This window comes from Bacillus sp. TH19 (assembly GCF_016651075.1).
Classification (GTDB): domain Bacteria; phylum Bacillota; class Bacilli; order Bacillales; family Bacillaceae_G; genus Bacillus_A; species Bacillus_A mycoides.
In genome coordinates this window covers 528156-548220 of sequence record NZ_JAEKEO010000001.1, presented here as the reverse complement: position 1 = coordinate 548220, position 20065 = coordinate 528156, and the positions used below count along the sequence as shown (strand labels likewise).

General features: G+C 35.0%; 11 protein-coding genes and 4 pseudogenes. 5 read left to right on the top strand and 10 right to left on the bottom strand.

Going from position 1 to position 20065, the window contains the following annotated elements; genetic code table 11:
* Positions 1-1395: 1395 nt before the first annotated feature.
* Together JFU54_RS02410 and JFU54_RS02405 are read right to left on the bottom strand one after the other, a co-directional pair.
* Positions 1396-2556, bottom strand: coding sequence for a Ger(x)C family spore germination protein (locus tag JFU54_RS02410; RefSeq protein WP_201063636.1), 1161 nt, complete (start codon positions 2554-2556; stop codon positions 1396-1398).
* Between the two features lie 336 nt (positions 2557-2892).
* Positions 2893-3124, bottom strand: a pseudogene (locus JFU54_RS02405) (spore germination protein); the annotation flags it as partial.
* Positions 3125-3378: 254 nt separating this feature from the next.
* Between JFU54_RS02405 and JFU54_RS02400 the strand changes: the two are divergent.
* The 3 genes and pseudogenes from JFU54_RS02400 to JFU54_RS02390 all read left to right on the top strand — a co-directional run bounded on the left by JFU54_RS02400 (position 3379) and on the right by JFU54_RS02390 (position 5551).
* Positions 3379-4051 (top strand): annotated as a pseudogene (locus tag JFU54_RS02400) (IS6 family transposase).
* Positions 4052-4752: 701 nt separating this feature from the next.
* On the top strand, positions 4753-4962 hold the full coding sequence (locus JFU54_RS02395) for a DUF4241 domain-containing protein (protein ID WP_201063634.1): 210 nt from the start codon (positions 4753-4755) through the stop codon (positions 4960-4962).
* A gap of 232 nt (positions 4963-5194) precedes the next feature.
* The gene (locus JFU54_RS02390) at positions 5195-5551 is read left to right on the top strand and encodes a hypothetical protein (protein WP_201063631.1); all 357 of its coding nucleotides are present in this window, start codon (positions 5195-5197) and stop codon (positions 5549-5551) included.
* Positions 5552-5602: 51 nt separating this feature from the next.
* Here the strand turns inward: JFU54_RS02390 and JFU54_RS02385 are convergent, their stop codons facing one another.
* Together JFU54_RS02385 and JFU54_RS02380 are read right to left on the bottom strand one after the other, a co-directional pair.
* Positions 5603-7051 (bottom strand): hypothetical protein, encoded by a 1449-nt coding sequence (locus JFU54_RS02385; RefSeq protein ID WP_242489406.1) that lies wholly within the window; start codon positions 7049-7051, stop codon positions 5603-5605.
* Between the two features lie 618 nt (positions 7052-7669).
* On the bottom strand, positions 7670-8665 hold the full coding sequence (locus tag JFU54_RS02380) for a DNA-binding protein (RefSeq protein WP_201063627.1): 996 nt from the start codon (positions 8663-8665) through the stop codon (positions 7670-7672).
* A gap of 358 nt (positions 8666-9023) precedes the next feature.
* Between JFU54_RS02380 and JFU54_RS02375 the strand changes: the two genes are divergently transcribed.
* Positions 9024-10184, top strand: coding sequence for a tyrosine-type recombinase/integrase (locus tag JFU54_RS02375; RefSeq protein ID WP_201063626.1), 1161 nt, complete (start codon positions 9024-9026; stop codon positions 10182-10184).
* An 856-nt stretch (positions 10185-11040) separates the two neighbouring features.
* Here JFU54_RS02375 and JFU54_RS02370 read toward each other — a convergent pair.
* From JFU54_RS02370 to JFU54_RS02345, 6 genes and pseudogenes are all read right to left on the bottom strand, one after another.
* A pseudogene (locus tag JFU54_RS02370) lies at positions 11041-11409 on the bottom strand (ArpU family phage packaging/lysis transcriptional regulator).
* A 139-nt stretch (positions 11410-11548) separates the two neighbouring features.
* Positions 11549-12121 (bottom strand): annotated as a pseudogene (locus tag JFU54_RS02365) (Holliday junction resolvase RecU).
* A complete protein-coding gene (locus JFU54_RS30320; RefSeq protein WP_374100929.1) occupies positions 12091-12258 on the bottom strand; it encodes a hypothetical protein in 168 nt (55 codons plus the stop codon). The pseudogene JFU54_RS02365 and the gene JFU54_RS30320 overlap by 31 nt, the downstream one beginning before the upstream one ends.
* Before the next feature lie 421 nt (positions 12259-12679).
* Positions 12680-12967: a hypothetical protein gene (locus JFU54_RS02355; RefSeq protein WP_201063625.1), complete on the bottom strand. Its 288-nt coding sequence runs from the start codon at positions 12965-12967 to the stop codon at positions 12680-12682.
* Positions 12968-15284: 2317 nt separating this feature from the next.
* A complete protein-coding gene (locus JFU54_RS02350) occupies positions 15285-17075 on the bottom strand; it encodes a helix-turn-helix transcriptional regulator (RefSeq protein WP_201063624.1) in 1791 nt (596 codons plus the stop codon).
* A 4-nt stretch (positions 17076-17079) separates the two neighbouring features.
* Positions 17080-17670: a sensor domain-containing protein gene (locus JFU54_RS02345; RefSeq protein ID WP_201063622.1), complete on the bottom strand. Its 591-nt coding sequence runs from the start codon at positions 17668-17670 to the stop codon at positions 17080-17082.
* A gap of 278 nt (positions 17671-17948) precedes the next feature.
* Here JFU54_RS02345 and JFU54_RS02340 point away from each other — a divergent pair, with 278 nt between their 5' ends.
* Complete coding sequence (locus tag JFU54_RS02340; protein ID WP_201063619.1) at positions 17949-19958, top strand: serine hydrolase domain-containing protein; 2010 nt, start codon at positions 17949-17951, stop codon at positions 19956-19958.
* Positions 19959-20065 lie beyond the last annotated feature (107 nt).

The window sequence follows — 20065 nt, the reverse complement described above, 5'->3', positions numbered from 1 at the left end:
AGTCACTTCACTTAACGTACAGGAATTCGACTTTTCGGGTTAAAATTCGCTTATCGTACAAAATTTCAAAAATGTTAGCTGTACCCCACGCCCATCAAGCTAAGGTTATATAAAGTTTAATCCAAATAAGATTATGTCTTTTTCAAAAAATTAATTATAGCCTATAATCGGCCGAGGATTTAAAGCATGCCGTTAATGAGGTGTTGCAGGATTCAACTTACAAAGAGAATGCAAAAAATTCAGTCAATCATTCCGTGAGGCAGGTGGTTATATCAAGGCTGTTGATGAGATTATTAAATTTACTCGTTAATGTTTGAAATTCCGCCCTACCTTCTTCATACAGCATTGCACAACATAACTGGCTTAATCTTTATACAGCTAAAATTTGATGTCAATATACATCTTTGTTTAACAACTTTACTTTAGTTTACTATGACTAACGCACCCGCCTGCGCCAAATGTATGGCAATGCTACGCCCTATTCTCCTACTAGCACCTGTTACTAATGCAACTTTCATCTTTAACGAATTTACCGAAAGAATTCTCCTTCCTCAAGCGTGTGAAGGGCGATAGCTCAACGGTAGGTGGGAGATGAATTTCGGTTTGGCATAGCCAAAAACTTTTGATAAACTAGCTATATGAAGTTCTTTGATAACTTGATATGTAAGGTTGCAGGAAGAAAATAGAGTGCCAAAACCAAGCCATTTGGTTCCTGCTTAAAATATCAACCGTACCAAGAGAGCGTCCAAGCGTTGGACATCTACACCCCGAAGTAACGCTCAGGGAGACGGAAGGTTACTTTCATCGTGGAACTGAGAAGCTCCCACTTCAAGCTTTGCTTAGTGGCGAGTAGTTCACAATTCAACTTAGTTATATCACAAAATGACCTTTAAAATATTGCGCTCTTATTTGGTATCTATTAAACAGAAAAAGCCGACTCACAAATATAAGGATCGGCTCTTTCACTTCAAATATACATTGGTTTTCCTTGCATTTCTCCTAACTGTTATATCCTTCATATTTTGCACCAAGTATAATGCAAATAACCTAATTAGTATCGATACTATTTTATTAAAAAACTTGCTTTTATTTTTATATTTTCTTTTCGTTGACTAATAATGCGCGATTCTAATAATCCCTATTCCTAAAGACCAAATACAAGTCATTCAGTAAACCTTTAGTTAAAAAGAAATATTAGCAAAAGCTGAATGTGGAATTTGAGTAAATAATGTGAAGGCTTGTTCATTGTTTACAAATTCACATATTATTTATGTAGGAGATAAAGGCAATGTAAATGAAGCAACCAGAGTAATAAAAATAAAATATATAACACCTAACAGAACCACCATTAATATCGTACAACGTATGTCTAATCTGGTAACGACTCAAATCACCTTATTTCACTCTCTTCGGTAAAGCTGAGCCTGAATGTTCAATTACTGGATGAACATGAACATTAATTTCAGCATTACTAAAATAATTTTCACCTTGATCCCAATTCTTACTTATTTTCTTCCATTCTTTATAATTATGCCGCTTATATACTTCTCCTAACGCTAATACATCCACCTTATGTTTTTTTTGAACAAGCTTTATTGATTTTTGAATCCTTTGCTCCATCTCTTTTGAAATGTCCTTCGTTAAGCGTTTTTCATTCATAACTTGTTTATGATCACTAAAATGCAACTCCGCCAAAGTACCTTCGAGAAATAAATGAACATCAAACTTCGGTTTTGTAGTATTTTCAGTAAATACCTTTATTTTTCGGTGTAGCTTATGAATTTCATATGTAATAAGCTGATTCTTTTTACGTATGGTAAAATAACCTCCTAATTTTTCACCAATTACAAAGTTCATTCCCAATGTTTGTTCTCCGTTTAACATTCCAACACACTTGTTATCCTTCCCACGAAACAACGCAGCCCCTTCCATTTCTATCCCTTGTTTTGTTAGCCCTAAGACAGGTAGTACAAAACTTCGTTTTGTATTTATCTTTTCCTGCACGTCACCAATTCTTGCTGCCTCAACCATCTGAGCATTTTTGGGAGGGTGTTCAGCTAGCATATCAATATACTGTGCCGGTAAATTTTCTGGTTTTGCATTTTGTTTCAAGATTGCTTCTGCATTTTTCTCAGAAACAAATAGACGAATATTTCTTCTCATTTCATGATCTCGAATGTATACATCTAACGTATTTTGTAAAACATTTGGATTCGAGAGTAATTCTTCAGAAAAAATGATTACTTGTATATGTGGAAAGAATAAAGTACGACTCATTTTTTTAGAGATTATTCGTATTTGTTCAAACACACTATCTGCTTTTGCACTCACATCAATATAATTATTCCCTACACCTTTTCCACCTTGTTGCGTTAACTTACTGGGAATTACCATCTGATACGTCCCTTTCATAATTGGATTGGATTTCTTTTTCTTTACAATATCGTAAGCTGCACCTACAACAAATCCTCTTTCTTCTATTTCAGTTAACTCAGAGCAACCGCTGATAGCCCCAGCTAAAAACGTAATTGTTATTACTTTAAGAAGACATTTCATTTCCACCATTCCTTCATTTTATCTTATATATAATAAAAACTAGTAAAGGCGTTAACACAATAAAGCTCATATCAATGCACTCAAAATCAAAATAATCCCACCGTCTGAAAATAAAGTTTGCATAGCGATATCTCGCGGCATAGACAACGCACCTATACCAAAATTAGTTGAAGATGCCACAAAACCAAGTTCCCATTTCCTAAGTTTTTCATCTCCATGCTAAAATGATTTCAATTATTTTTGCTCCTCTAGATTTATTATAGAATATTTCATTCGATATCAATCTGATTTATCTGTCAATATCGTTTTTGACAGACGAATAAATTCTTCTTTTCAATCTAAAAAAATGCAGGAGCAATAAGAGTTATATAAGGAATACCAACACTTTTTAAATTTGTTATATGAATCGTAAGTGCAATAAGATCTAAAATGATTCCATATAGTCCAAAATCAATCGCAGTAACTAAAACAATAATACTAAGAGCGGATTCACAATCCCTACATTCACCGCCGCTTCTCCAATTACAAGATCAACTGTTTGTCCCATCGATTTCAGAAGCCTAATTCCAAATTTAACAATTCCACTCACTTAGCTTCCCTCTCAACAGGTTTTAATTAGGTTCCGCTAGTAGAAGGAAATATATACTAGAAAAGAGCTATCTTTAAAGATAGCTCTAACAGATGAATTATTTAACTCGCTTGGCAAGTCTAACACAGCCTTAAGATAACTAGGTTCTGGTGCGAAAACTTCAAGATAATTGAAAGTAATCTCCTAAACTTGGACATACTAATAGTATTACTCTAAAAAGGTGGGTGATCGGTATGGAAAGGGAAAGTTTATTCAAATGGAAGCATTATCAGCCTGAACTCATATTATTAACAGTAAGGTGGTGGAAATGATGGAAGAAAGAGGATTATCCATCGCTCACACAACGATTATGCGATGGGTTCATCAATATGGACCTCAATTAGAAGAGAAAGTACGACATCATCTTAAATCAACAAATGATTCATGGAGAGTCGATGAAACCTATATTAAAGTAAAAGGTCAATGGACGTATTTATATCGTGCCGTTGATTCAGAAGGAAATACCATTGATTTTTATCTAAGTAAATCAAGAGATAAACAAGCAGCCAAGCGCTTTTTCAAGAAAGCATTGATTTTTTCGTATATTGCTAAACCTCGCGTGATAACAGTAGATAAGAATCCTACCTATCCTGTAGCAATTCAAGCGTTGAAAAAAGAGAAACATATGCCTGAAGGCATACAGATTAGGAAAGTTAGATATCTCAACAATATAGTGGAACAAGATCATCGTTTTATTAAGAAACGTGTGCGTTCTATGTTGGGGTTCAAGTCATTTAAAACAGCAATCTCTATATTGAGTGGCGTTGATGCCATGCATATGATAGAAAAGGACAGCTTGATTTAGAAAATCAGTCTGTCCAAAATCAAAAAGAGTTCATCCACCAACTATTCGGACTTATAGCATAAAATACGATTCCGTTGGGAATTTACTATTCTCCGTGTTATTCTTCAGATATTTGCACCAGAACCCTTATTTTTCACCCACTTACACTCTATAACTAATGAATTAGTAAACTCACAAGTATAGGAAAAAAACCTAAGAAACTATAAAAACAAGTCCTTATGTCACAATTATAAACCCATTCCATAATGTATAAAGAATATGTATTCATTCCAAATGGCTTTCAATATATCAAAGGGGGCTTGCCCCCCAGAATATTAATACTTGAGTTAGGTATAACCGTCTGAACTAATTTTAGTAAAATCGTTACTGAGCAAAATACTGATGTTATTGCCGTTCCTGTTGGTCCTGTTAATAAAATAAGAGGCGGAATAAATATCAATGTTGGATCAATTGTACTTGATTCAACAACACACAAAAAACCCACGATTATTTTTAGATCGTGGGTTTCTCAATGTAATAATATCCTTATAACTTAGTTTAAAATGTATCTCGGCTAAATCCCTTAATTTTAAACATACTGATTTAACTGTACAAAAAAGACAGAAATTTTAATTATTTTAGGGTAACAACCTTCAAACGTATGTAAAAAAATAGACCAAACATATTATATATATAAAATATGTTTGGTCTATTTATTATTATTCTGTTCGTAACGATTGTTGTTTTATCTTGCCTTACCTTACTCAACTAATAGGGCAGGTTAGTGGAAGAAGAACGACAAAAGGAGAATTCAGATTACTATATTTATCTCGAATTTGAGGACAAGTTTGATAAGACATACAAAGATACAAGCAGTTGGTTAGTTACCAAAATCAAAGAAAAAGCAAGCAGTTCAATGTTCTCAATTTGCTGGGGAGATGGTAGTTACCTAAGTTTTTGGGGCCTTGATGAAAATGGAGATGTAGTTTTTTAGTAACTGACTTTCTTATAACTGATTAATTCATAAGTGATGTAAGCTCCACTGTTTATTTTACTGAAAGACAAGTGAAATGAAGTTTAAGGCTTGAACTAGAAATTTGTTACAGAGGTTACACCCTTAGTTAGAATCAAAAAAAGGATTTACTTATATTCTTTCTAAATTATTTACGTTCTTTTTCTCCTACGGATAGAGTATGTTATAGAAAACAAAATGGGAGGTGTATGTAATGGATACACAGCACTCAAGTGTGTTCACTTCTAGTACAAATTCATCAGATTCGATTTCAAAAGAAGATAAAGCATTAGAAAGAGAACTTACAACTATGATTAGGGAGGTTTTATCTGATTTAAAAACAAATTTTAAACTACAAAAAGTACAAGTAAAAAAGAACGTTCGTGACATGGGAATTGCAAATAAACAAGAAATTCTAAAATACACACACGAACGTTTACAAAGCATCCTTACGGATGCAAAACAGCAGATCCAAGTGAGTATGGATAAAATAGGAACAACGGGAAATAAAGAAGAGTCGGTTGTTGTTCCCATTGAAGAAGAGAAGGAAAAGAATCAAGAAAATGAATAAAAAATAGGGGGAAAGAGAGTGAAGAATGGAATCCTTTCAACACTCTCTTTTTTATGATAAAGTTTGTGTGGGAACTGTGTAACCCGCAATCGAACATAAAGAAAATACATAAATCGTCGTTGGTGTTGTTAAATTATCTACAAAAAATGCAAGGCAATCACATATTTTTAGTACAAAAAGATTATCAATACTTGTTGCAAGACCACTAATAAACAAATTGATTTTCAAACCAATGGTTGCAAACGTCTCTAATTCGGAACGAAGTGTATTAAAACAACACAAATTTTGTTCACAATCACATTTCGAATCACAATCACAACATTTATTTTCTGTTTGGAAATTACTACAATTATTTGCGATACCCAGTAAGAAATCGAAAATATCATTAGTGCTAGCAATATCATTGACAGCACTAATTCCTGCAATGGTACTAATTTGTAGTGTGGTATTTGGAGTGGTAGTAACTTGACCTGCATTTATAAAAGTTACAGAAATGCAATCATTCACATTTGTTAGAACTTGGTTCGGAATCGGATTTCCGGTTGGTAGTAGGGTATTTGTATAAATTGTAATTTGTTTATCTATCGGAAGTGGAATGGCAGCCTGTGCGGTTTGAACCATTTGTAAGAGCGTAGCGATGGACGAAGTACAGCAATCACAACCTTCACATTTTTCTCGTTCACAATCTTTTTTGTTATTTTTACGATTTTTCTTTTCGTTACAACCACATTCAACACTTAGATTTACAGTTACACCACTCACAGTAGTAGAGATGGTTTGACTGTTGTTTAACGGAGAGTCATTCGTATGACCCTGAATAGTTTGTTGTCCTTGCGCTTGGAGTTGGTCTCCTAAAGTTTGTGTTTGTGTTTCACTTTGTTCCTGAGTTTGACCTTCTTGTGAAGTCATTTGTGTAGGATTTTGATTTGTTGTTTGGGTTGTCATGGGTGTGGTTTCTGTCGTGTTCGTAATAGTTGGAGTAATAGTTGTTGTAGACTCAGTATCTGTAATGGGCATAGTCACATTGCTAGAAGAGGTTTCCGTATCAGATGTGACAGTTGGTGTTACCATTGTATTCAAAGTTGATGTTGTGTCGGTATTTTGCGAAGTTTCTTGATCAGGAGAAGGACCAATGATAATTGGATTTTGTGTTGTATTTTGTTCTTGGTCAGTATCTGCACCTTCTTGTTTGGAAATTTGAATTGTATTTTGGTCCTGATCTTGATCTTGGTCTGAACCTTCTTGGATAGCGTTTTGTTCTTGGTCTTGCTCTTGATTTGCTTCTAGTTCTGAACCAGTTTGAATAGGAACTTGTGTTGCTTCTTGATTCTGTTCTTGATTTTGACTTTGGTCTTCATTTTGTTGTTGACATCGACAAGGTTGTGGTGCACAGACCACGCAACATCGACAATTCATTTTGGATTGTAAACACTTTTCACAAAAACCAATAGGTATTTTTTCACCCTTTTTCTTGTGACAATTCTCTTCCCTATGACTCATGTAGTTATCTCCTTTCATGCAGTATGTTTCATTATATTCGATGAAGGGTTTAAAGTGATATTTTGGTTAACAGTACTTCAGAACAACTAATTAAGAAAAAGATGTATTAACGTAGGTTTTATGTCATTGAGTTGGCGGAACACCAATGTAGTAATAAACGGGTGAGAAAAACATAAAAAAATAGGCGTATCTAACAAAGTGTTGGTACACATTAAAATTTATTGTTAAACAACATGTGTCATCGTGTAGTATATCTTATATATCCTGAATTACTTTAGAGTCAGGATTACATATTAGTGGAGTCTATTTAAACAAGATTGTGAAGATATGCACTTAAACTAACAGGTGCGTTAGTTTAGTAAGAGACAGCGATTGCTGTCTCTTACTATGGCTTATGTGACAATGTTCACTACCATAGCCTTTGTTATAATTTTTTATATAATTTGCTAGTTCTGTACTTTCTACTTTGCGCAATCCTTTGTTTTCATCTGGTTCTGTTGCAAAGTTCCCGGTACAGCTGATCCATCAATTGCGGCATCTAAATGTTGATCTGTGTTGCGTTATCTTTAATCCACTTTTACAAATAAAAATCCCCTTTAATAAAAAATAGGCCATTTTTTATTTGTAAATTATTTGTGTGACGCTTGGATAATCATAAATCTTTTCGCGAATAGCGGATGCAATAAATTCTTCAATAGAACTATTCGTTTCTTTTACAATGTTTGTGATTGCATGGTATTCACTGCTTGTTATCGTTACTGCCTTAGTGACACTACTGCTATCTAAATACACGCTATTATTAACACGTCTTGTTAATTTTCCTTCTATTATATATGGGGTTAAACAATCAATCCATTCTACCTGCATTTGCATTGGTAATTGAATAATGGATTGACGAACATCAAAATACCAAAAACCATCTTCCTCAGAAACCTTAATATTTCTTGGTGATACATACTGTAGTACTAAGTCAATTAAGTGAAAAATGTTACTTCGTAATTGATTTGATTTAGGAAAACGAAACTTTACAAACTTTTGGTGATGACTTCTTGGTTTATCGGATAAAATATATGCAGGCTTATACCCCATTTTAATTGCATCATCTAATGTCATATTGTTTCCAAACTCATCAATAAGAATAATATCCCCACGCTTCGGAATGGATATTATTCGTGCTAACTTATTACCCTCCATAAAGTTTTGGAACAATACTACATTATGCTTTTGTGAAAATGTGTAGAGAGTATTTGTCTGATCCAATTGCTGTACCAATTCTTGTATTTCATCTTCTTTTACAAATTTCGTTTCACGATTACGATGTTTCTGTATAGTATAAGTTAAATCCTTTTCTTCAATCCACTTTTCAAGTTGATACATACTCACATTATAACTTTTGGTTGCTTGATATAAGGTAATCCCTTCTATTTCACGTTCTTCTTTCAATTTTTCTATATCTTCTCGCTTAAATAAAAAACTACCATCTAAACGCCAGGTATCTCTATTAATTGGATTTAATTTGCCTTGCTTCATAAGAGTACTGAAAATGAAGCTACTAATTTCTAAATAAGCCTTTACTTCATTCGTATTCATATTCGTTTCTTGCATTTCAAACATTTTCTTTCCCCCTACGAGTATGATTCTTTTTTGTGATACTTATAATCTTATTATGTAAAGTTAAATTACTAAATTATATAATTCAAATTAATTATAACACAATTAACACTTAATTTATTTTTAAAATGATAAGAAATCCAACTACGTTTTCTAACTAAATTAATTTTTGCATCTTTAAAAAACATATATAAAATTACATTTAAAATTAATTTAATTATAATCATAGAAAATGTGAGATTTTCTATAGTCATATTGCACTTTCATTTTTATAAAATTTAATTTTACTATGTAAATAATTTTGAATGTAATTCAGTTATAATAATAGATATAAAAGAAATTAATAAGGAGTTGAATGACAATGAAATTTGAATTGATTACAATTCATAGTGAAACTTCTTTAGAAAATATAGAGAAACAAAAACAGAGTTTTGCAAACATAATTGCATTATGGAATCGTGATTATATAAATGAAGCTGAATTTAAAAAGGAAAATAACGAAAGAGAAGATTCATATACATATGAGGGATTTTCAGATGAAGAAATATTGTACTACTACTTAAATCGACAAACACATTTTGACCAAGAAAAACGTATAAAGGATTCATCCAGGATTCTATATGCACGCGATCTAAGCCAGTTCTATTTTTTCATCAAACAAAGCACAGAGTTTCTGCAGCAAGATGTTAAAGATTATGTAGTTGGCCAAGTTTGGAGAAACTTAAGAAAACGACATATCCGAAACTACCAAAAGTGGTTATCCCAGGAGGCAATCTCCTATCAATCAAAAGAAAAGTACAAAGCATCTACAATTAGTAGAAAACTTGGTGTAATCCGCTCTTACTTGAAATGGTTGTATGAAATTCAATATATCCAGGAACCCCTTCATGTGGAGATTCTTAGCACGACGGTAAATGAGCAACATAAACCAAAACGCGAATTATCTTACGAAGAAGTGAAACAGTTGCTACATTATTATAAAGATAATGAAATTAACTATGCTTTATTATCGGTTCTTGCTACTACAGGGTTACGTGTTGCAGAAGTGGCCCATGCAAAGTGGGAAAATCTTGAGTATGACGCTATACGAGGACGATACTATTTAACGGTTGATACAAAGGGAGATAATGAACGAATTGTTTCTATTAATAAGGAGATTTTTAATCGTATTGCCGCATTTCGAGTTCGAAGAAGATTACCTATAGACATTGGGAATATAAATGGTGGAACGGTATTTCAAACTAAGAGCCATACTGGTTATAGAGATAATTACTTGTCACAATATATTTCTAAAATCATAAAGGATACTCAGTTACCTTTTACAGAAAATATCCGAATTACTCCTCACTTCTTTAGACATTTTTATGTACAGTATCTGTATGATTACAAAGGATTACCACCTCATGTCATCGCAGCTGCAGTCGGTCATAAGAATGATCGGACAACGAAAGAAAATTATCTGAAGCAGAGATTGACGAAAGATAATGATGCCGGCAATCTAATTTCGGAAGATGAATTTTAATTTTATCGATTTATATTAGTATTACAGTACTTCAATAATACTGATTTTAGTTATGTAATTTTTATATAACTAAAATCAGTTTCACGCCTATTTATTGGTCTTTGTAAATATCATTGTTCTTCGCCAATATTCCCTGGAAATTTTCGTATCTATAGGAAAACGTGTAGAGCCTTCCTAGTATATGTTGAATTTTAAATTAACAAATCAGAGGGTTATAGCAGGATATTCAATTCATACTATGATCCTCTTTGACACATATATTTGTTTTATCGTTTTCTGAAAGAATACTCCTTCACACGCTTGAGGAAGGAGTATTCTTTAGGTAACCGGGAAATACCATGATATCAGTACTTTTGTTATTCCCTATGAATAAGAGTTATTCATAATTTTATACATCGGCTTAAAACCGCCATTTTCAACACCTAATCACTGTTATTTCCTGCATAAACTTCACCTTGTTAACTAACTCTATTTACTAATTTAATTGAGTTATTTCTTCTTGCAAGGAGACGTGGTCCATTCAATCGAACAGACCAACCCCCCCATTTGTAAAACGATCCGGTTTTAACATAGAAATCAAGAAATCCACATGACAGGTGTGTTTTTATTACCTATGAGTCCACAAATGAAAGGCGGTACGCTTATACACTCAATGAGAAGTAAAATATAAATAATTTCGGGAAGCTCTTATTCCCTCTAGCCTCCGCGTCACCGAGTAACGTTATTATAATGGGAACGCTATCCCAAAAACGTATTCTCTTTTCAAAGAACTGTTTATAGGAATAGCTTACTGTTATGTTCATTTGCAAAAACTCCCTAAAAAATATGCTATTTCTCTGCATTTTCTCTGCCATTTTCAAATGATCCCTAATGTAGTAGCAATCAATTTAATAGCAGTCTTCTTCTTCTCGTAAAAGTATGAGTTCTTCATCATCAATTTATTTTGTACGAATGAATCTTTAACTGATTTATTATCTAAGAACCTCATAGTAATGATGTTTCTTTCATATTCATCCAGGATATGATTCAAAGTCTTCTCTATTTGTTTCACTTTTAATTCGCTTACCCTTCTTGAATTTCGTATCTTTGGAAACAGACTGATTCCTTCTTGTTCCACTTCATTATTGAATCGCATCTTTAATGCACGGTATTCCTTTAAGATGCTGACTACTTACTTTTGCACTTTCTTGTCCTCGATTGCTGGTAATAAAGATAATTGTTCCATGAAGGAATCCCCTTATTTCTAAATTTTAATTTTCATATTTACATCAGGTACGTGAAATTTTATTGTCTCATTGTTGAATAAGGGAACCATGCCATAGCGAGTAGCCCCCACCATCCACTCTGCATGGTTCCGTTATCCATTAAGCCTTTAATAACTTGTATTTCTTGTTGGCCATCTTCTCTTTTGCTTCTTCAATGTTATTTGCTACTTTCTTATGGTCCTGATCAAATTGAATCATTCCATCAAACATAATTAGAGTAACTGCTTCATCAACGTATTGTAAGTAATCAATCGGTGCTCGTTATGTCTGTTCTACTAAGTACCCATAAATATCAACGTCTGCTCTTGGTATGGACTTCTTACCTTTTGGTTGCTGCGACATCCTTACATAATATTGAATGACTGATAGTGGTACCGCGAATACTGACTGGTCCTTGCTAAATCCGATAAGGAAGAAACATATTGCTCCCATCTTCTCTGCTTTCTCCAAGTAGCCTAACTGGTGCTGTGCAATGTTCTTTAAATCAAATCTATTTATCTCGTTTGTAGATTTCGCTTCAAATGCAATGGTTCGTCCCTTATATACACCGTCATAATCTACTGTACTTTTAGATTCGTAATATCCATCTTTCACACGTCCATAAACTATTTTTAACACCTTCACAGGAGTCGGACGCTTGTTTATAAGCGCCACGCCCTCTCTTTGATACATTTCATTTGATAGATTGATAAGCTCCAACGGTTTCCTTGTCCCATTGTTATTCCTCTCTTTCTATTCGTTGCGATAGGTAAGACTTTGAAGTTATCTCCATCTTTTCCCCCGCTTAACACTGTACGTGCGACTTTCATCGCATACAGCGTCCCACCTTATGCTTCTATACTATAGTAACTAGATTACAAGCTTTACGGAGTTTGTTTATTTTCTTCAATTGTTTATCGTTCAATTGACTGCACAAACATATAATATTTTGTGTTCCTTTCTTTATATATTGAAATAGTCTTTACAAATGGATAATCTCGTCACGAGAGCACTTTATTAAGTGCTCTTTTTGTTTTCTAAATTAATACAAAATGAAATTTTTATTAAAATGGCATTTCTTTATTTCTCAATATAAAGTTTGTTGATTTTTTATTAAAAATCATGTAGTATTTGAATAAAGAGTAAGGTAAGAGTTACTCTTTGCCATTTTAGGAGAGGATCTGCTATACATAGCAGGTCCTCTTTTGTTATGAGAAGTACTCATTAAAATAGCGTTTTTTGTTATAAAAATTATTTACTTGGTATTCCTTGTTTTCTATAAATCTCAATCACTTCCGGATGTGCATAACGAGCAGATGACCATCTTATTTCCTGTATTCTTTCCGAATCAGATTCTACATAATAAGCGAATCCCATAGTATCAACTGCAAATAACATTCCCCGTTCTGGGTTTTTGTGAAACTCACACTCTTCATTAAGACAAGTAACCTTAACACGATGTAAGATTCCTTCCTTTTTTGCATATTGTTGACTCCAGAAATATAAACCGCAGCAAGGACAAAAGAATTCCCTATTCATTCAAATACCTCCAAATAAAGATTTTGTTCAGAATTTGCACATACGCTAAAAACATACATATTATATATTGCTGTCACATTATCATTTTTGATATGAGTCTTGGTCAAAGAGCGCTTTCCCGGGCGCTCTTTTTCCGCTTAAATAAGGACGTTGTTTAAATTACTTCTAGATTTTACATAACCATTTTCTTTAGTGACAAGCTTCATAAATCCAAAGTAAGACATACACTATTAAGAATTTACTCATAAAACACTTTACTTACACCACTTATCTTTTTAAGAGCACACATATTTGTGTGTTCTATTCTTTTGTAACTGTTGCGATAGGTAAGACTTTGAAGTTATCTCCATCTTTTTCCCCGCTTAACACTGTACGTGCGACTTTCATCGCATACAGCGTCCCATCTTATCCTTTTATACTAAAGCAACCAGATTACAAACTTAGTTTTGTACTCACCAACGTATTCATTCCCCTTTCTTACGAAAGGTCACATCATCTTACTCGATCCTGTGAGTTACATCTAATTGATTTAGCTTTCAAAGAACAAGACTAGGGACTATCCCTCCACATTCGTTACATGCTTCGTCGGTACTGTGTCCCCACCTTCACAAGAATGGAGCAATTTCGGTTCGTTAGAACCTTATATGCATCTGTCCGCTAGTAGGCGTTGTTGACAGTTTCTTGCTTATCACGTTCCGTTTGACCTAGCTATACATATATCCTTAGGTGCTTGCTGTAAGCCTGTTACCTTTATATCCTCATTGTTAGATGTTCCGAATTTCATACTATTTAATCTTACTTTTCGATAGATAACGTTGTCATTAACGACATACACATTTCTGATGTATTAAACGTTTAGACCCGTACATTCGCAAGTTCGCCAGTCCTTTGTCGGACATTCTCACCATAGATATTTTGTAGCATCCCGACCTATCCATCACCATATGATTTCTCACTTAGGCTTTGTTCAGCCGACTTCACCTAGCTTCATACAATTTATGACTACTATCACGCCTTGCATGTAGGAGTATTAGATAAGTAGTTTCAGCTCAACCTGACGGCTTTCATTCCTATTTTCAGTCAATCAGTTATTGTTATCAAAGTGATAACCCTCCTATTTCGTGTTTACACACTTATAAGGAAACGTGTCGCGCAAATAGCGTTTTTGTTCAAAATGATGCCCCATTCATTTGGACGCATTTACCAGTATTTTTACCAAGAAATTCATGATATTGTTAATTAGTCGAGTACGTCATTACTTGACGATTACCCTTAGAAACCCCGCATAAAATCGGGGTTTCTTTTATTTATTTTTGTCACCTTTTTATAGGACGAGCATATGTTATTGTATGGAGACCCTCCACGCATAGAAATCTACCTTTCAAAGGGCACGCTTATATGTGTGCCCTTTATTTGTTTACTTAAAAGTTGCACATACACTAAAAACATACATACGATATAATCATAATCACCTTTTTTCGATATGAGTCTTGGTCATAGAGCGCCTTAAAAAGCGCTCTTTATCTTTAAAATAAGGATTTTGTATGCTGTATGGAATTTCCGTGGATATCTTATAGCTTTATTTTAAAGACACTCCAAAGTGTCTTTTTTTATGGGATCCCGCCAACCAAAAATGTCTTAGCGTGAGTTTTATATCATTGGGTTGGCGGGACCTCTAGTAAGAGTTGAGGAGTTTAAGATAGATGGATTGAAAATAACTTTCAAAATCCTTTCCCATTATTTATGGATTTTTTTTCACGCATAGCTGGAAATGACTATATGGAAGATACTATAGATTTAGCAGGTCTGGATGCATCCGTTGAAATTTGCCCTCAAGGTTTGGAGAACACAAGTGATATAGTAATTTAACTATATATCCCATTAAAAGAATTATCAGAAGAAATTCTTTCTGTAGTAAATTAAAGTATTAGTATTCGTTCATTTCTAGCAGAATGTATACTAGTAACCGGTTCCTTAACTTACAGGGAACCAGTTATAATGTGTCCAAAATGTGTCTAAACGTGCATTATTTTGATATGGTGCCCCAATGCCCATCAACTTAAGTAAACAAATCCACCCCAAAACGATAAAATGAGCTTTTGGGTTACAAGTTAGCACAAAATTTCGTTTTGGGGGTACTAAAAAATTTTAGCTTGATAGCGATGGGGTAGCACCACACATCCATCAACTTAAGAACGGAAACATAATGACTCTCATTCAAATAAACTAAAAAACTCTTAAAACACTATTTATCCTTAAAATGTAGCTCTAAAATATAGAATTGTTCACGTACTCTAGCAGTTGACTACATTCCCTCTTACAAAAGTAAGCCTGTATCTTTAGCTTTTTGCACGGCTTCTTCTCGATTTTTGACTCCCAGCTTTTCATAGAGATTGGAAGCGTAATTTCTTACTGTTCCGTTTGATAAGTAAAGCTTCGAAGCAATTGTTTTATAACGGCTACCTTGTGATAATAAATTCAATACCTCTAGTTCGCGTTTCGTTAAGCCAAACTCTTTTCCATCTGATTTTGATTCAACTGATCCTGTTTTTTCATCTTCTTCCCACATTCTATGAAACAAGTCCTGGTTTATCATTGTGCCTCCCCGATAGACTAGGCGAATCGATTCAGCTAGTTCACGTGAATTTATGGACTTCAACAAATAGCCGTCAGCACCGCTTCGTATGATTTCCTTCGCCCTTTCTATATCCTGAAACGTTGACAGAATGAGGACACGAATATCAGGACATTTCCCCTTGATTATTTTGGTCGCACGAATCCCATCAAGATTGGGCATCTCCAAATCCATTAATACCAAATCTGGATTCAGGCTTTCGCACAATTCCACAGCCTGTTCTCCATCTTCAGCCATCCCCACTACCTGCAAGCCCTCCTGTCCATCCAAAATTGTATGAAGACTTTCTCGAATAAAAGAATGATCATCGACGATACACAAGCGGATTCGTTCATTGGACAATTGTACAAGTCTCGGTAACACACATGAAATTAACGTCCCTTCTCCTTTTTTGGAGTAAACAATAACTCTCCCTTGTAATTGACTCACGCGCTCTTTCATCGCAGTTAATCCGAATCCATCCTTCCATTCCTCTACCCCACAGCCATTATCCTGCACGTCCAATCTTATCTGTTGTGGCTCAAAATGAAGTGACACAATGATTTCGGTGGAGTGTCCATGGCGAACCGCATTTGTTAATGATTCCTGCAAACTCCGGTATAATGTCATCTTTGATTGCTTGGAGACCATATACTCTTCCCCTATTATTCGAAAGCGTACATTTACTTTTGCATGTTTCTCAAATTCCTCTGTCAATTGTTGTAATGTGACAGTTAAGGAAAGAGATTCTTGTGGTAAATCCATTTGATGCAAATACATTCTTACTTCTTCCATACTATTACGGGCCAATTGTAATAATGAGTCGAGCTTTTGCTCTCCTTCTTTAGTCTTTAATTCCGTACGTAGTGTATCCATTCCCATAATAATTGAGGTATAGGAATGCCCCATCGTATCATGTAAATCTTTTGAGAGCCTGTCACGTTCCTCCAGTAAAGTAATCCGCTCAACTTGGGATACGTATTGTTCCAATACATGCTTCTGGTTCCTAATAGTTTCGCTTTGACGGTAATTGACAACCAGTAAACGAAAGCAAGAACCCATAGCAAAAGCTAAACCGATTTGTAGGATTATCACCCATAAATCTGTTACCGGAGAAAATATCGTAATGAGCAATGGGAATAAAATAATTGTGATTGAACCCGACCAACGGTATGATTTATCAGCACTATTTGCCGCAATCATGAAAGTTGGCATTAAAAAAGCAAGATACGCTGACGGAAATAATAAAGTTAAGTAGAAGCACACTCCCCCAAATAAAAGTATCTCAACAAATAGATAATAGCGATAACTGAACATTAAACAAATCCAAGGTACTGAAAATGACACAACTTCCCAAATAATAATGATCCAAAGTGGTACAGTCAAATGGTCTTGATGTTGGATAGTCGTTAACATCAATGATAACCAAATGATAAAACGTATACAAAGTAATGCCCAATCATACCAGAACCATAGTTTCAAAGTTTTAAACAAATTATCACCCCTTTATAGCTTTAAACATAGAACGCGTGTACATTCCAATTATTCGAACTAAGCTGTTTCCAATACAAATACGTATCCAGATGAGGATACAACCAATAATCATGACAAAAATAGCATTCTCCCATGAATTCACCGCAATTCCCAATAAGTATATATCAAAATATGGAAAAAGAAAGGGTGTAAAGATAAATACGAGCGGAGTTATGTACAGTATAAAGACACATATAAGGCTCATCATTCCAACAAAAAATTTCTGCATGAGCCAAAAAGCCGCCCTCCAATTGCTACTATTGAGAATTATTTCTCCCGATTTAATCCATCTATCCCCTCCACTTTTTGTCCTTGGCAGTAATGGTTCTATCGATATATCCGTATAAACCTTCGTCTGAATGCGTTCATACTGGACAAATGTGTGAGTTGTTTGCAACACCCTCGCCAACAAGGGAACCCCCAGGAAGATAACCGTCATCACTAATGCAAATGTAATGCTAACTAAATAGAAGCAAAAGTAAAATACTCCAGATCCAAAGGTAAACAACAAAAAATAGAAATCTTGCAAAACTTTTCGAGTTGATGTTTTCGTCATTAGAATCTCCCCTCATCTTTCATTGCTAATACGTAAAGAGCCGCCCTTTGATTCTAAGTATTTGTCTGTCACATACGGTAGTGTCAAAGTGTCATGATTTGTATGACATGACTATCAATACAGCCGTAACCTCTTCTATTTTTTGTGTCATATAGGAAATGACAGATGATCACTATCTACTATGACTTGCCGCTTGCTACACTCTGTTCATACACTAACGAGCTAATAACTCGTTGTGCCAACAAAAAAATTCCAATCGAATAAAGGAGTGTACAAAAATGAAAAAAGCGATTAACAAACTGGGTCTCGTCGCAATTTTTCTCTCTTCTTCAAGTATGATTTCTGCGTGTTCCCCACAGCCATTAGAAGTTGGAAAATCAAAATCATCGGCATCCACGACCGATATCCAAATTACGAAAACGCCCAATAATAAAAAAGAAGTAGAATCTTTTGCTGATCCGTTATTTGAGGAAAAAATGAAGAAGTACAATGTGAACGGTTCTAGTTTTGTCGTCGTTCATGATGGAAATGTCGTCGTCAATAAAGGCTATGGTTATGCTGATAAAGAAAAGAAAATTCCCGTCACTAAGGAAACGGTCTTTCAAATCGCTTCAGTTTCGAAAACTTTTACTGCCTTGGCTGTGATGCAACAAGTCGATAAAGGAAAGCTTAAACTAGATCAAGATGTACAACAGTATCTCGGTGGTTTGAAAATACCCAATCAAACAGGAAAACCCCTAACACTGTTTGATATGCTGACCTATACCAGCGGCGTAGACCTGCCCGATATCACCACGCTAATCGGGCCTGAATATGTAAATAAAAATATATCTATTAAGGAATTTCTACCCGAACATATGCCGACGGTGGTACGGCCACCCGGTGAAGCTTATACGTATGACAACTTCTCATTTTTACTCGCAGGACATGCAGTGGAGAATGTTACGGGCACATCTTTCTCACGATATATGGAAAAGAATATTTTTAAACCATTAGGCATGAAGTCTACCAGTGTGCGCTTTACGCCTGACCTTCTCAAGAGAATGGCTACACATTACGGTTCCACTGGCGATCCTATTCCAACAAATGGGCACGCTCCAACTGATGGACCACAAGGAAGTATTTTGTCCACTGGAGAAGACATGTCAAAGTACATGATCATGCAGCTACAGAATGGAAAGTTTGACGGTAAAGAAATAGTAAGTAAAAAAAGCATGGATATGATGCATACCCACCAAGTTTTCGCAGATAAGACGATTCCTATTGCGACAGTTGGATTTGAAACATATTTCAATGACCTCGCCAATGGTCAACATGTTGTATTAAAAGGTGGGAATATGCCTGGACATTCTTCATTAATGGTTTTGGTACCTGAACAGAAAACCGCATTCTTCATGTCTTACAATAATGATTCCATGATGAGTCGAGAAGTGTACGAAGTGTTCATGGATCATTATTTCCCTGCTCCCAAAGCGGAGAAAACAGTGTATCTCTCGTTAAAGGGAAAAGAAGCACAAAAATACTTGGGCTTGTACCAAAACACACGTGCGTTTGCGATTCGTACTCACTTTACCTATGCGAATGGGGCGTTGGTCATGGAAGATGAAACAACTGGCAAACAAGTCCTCAAAATGATTCACCCGTTGTTGTTTGAGGATTCGGAAGGAAATAAGATTGCTTTTCAAAAAAATGCGGCCGGAGAAATCGCATATTTTTATTACACCAGTCCTAAGGGTCTAGGCATTGTTGCTCAATCTCAGAAAATCAATATCAAACCAACTTTTGCAGACGTCCCGCAAAAGAGTAACTATAGAATCCACATCGACAATCTTTATGCTTTAGACATCATGAATGCTAAAGCAGGTAATCTATTCGATCCAATGGGCACCATGACACAAGGAGAATTTGCTGATGCCTTGTTGCTTGCACATGGATGGAGCATTTTTCCAGGAAAAACCGAAGAAATTAAAAAACAATTCATAGCAGGCATACCAGGATATGACCGCGCGACTCCGATTACCAGACAAGTTGCAGCAACCATGATTCAAAACTTGAAGCATATTCAACCTGACCAAGCCAATCATGTGAAATTGCTTGACACTGCGGATGCCTGGGCGGTCCAGTCCATTCAAGCCCTTGCCTCACAAGGAATCGTAGACCCTGATACTACTATTAATGCTGACGGATCTTTTACCTTCCGTCCAATGGATCTGTTACTGCGTCAAGAAGCGAGCGCCTTACTAGATTTGGCTTTTGGCTATTATACACTGCCTATTAAACAGAAGTAAGCATTCATCCAAACATGAATTATGGCATACATTTAAGGGTAGTATCCCATCAGCATCAAGCTAAAGTGAAATTGTATCCATAAAACGAAAAATACGCTGTTCTTTCT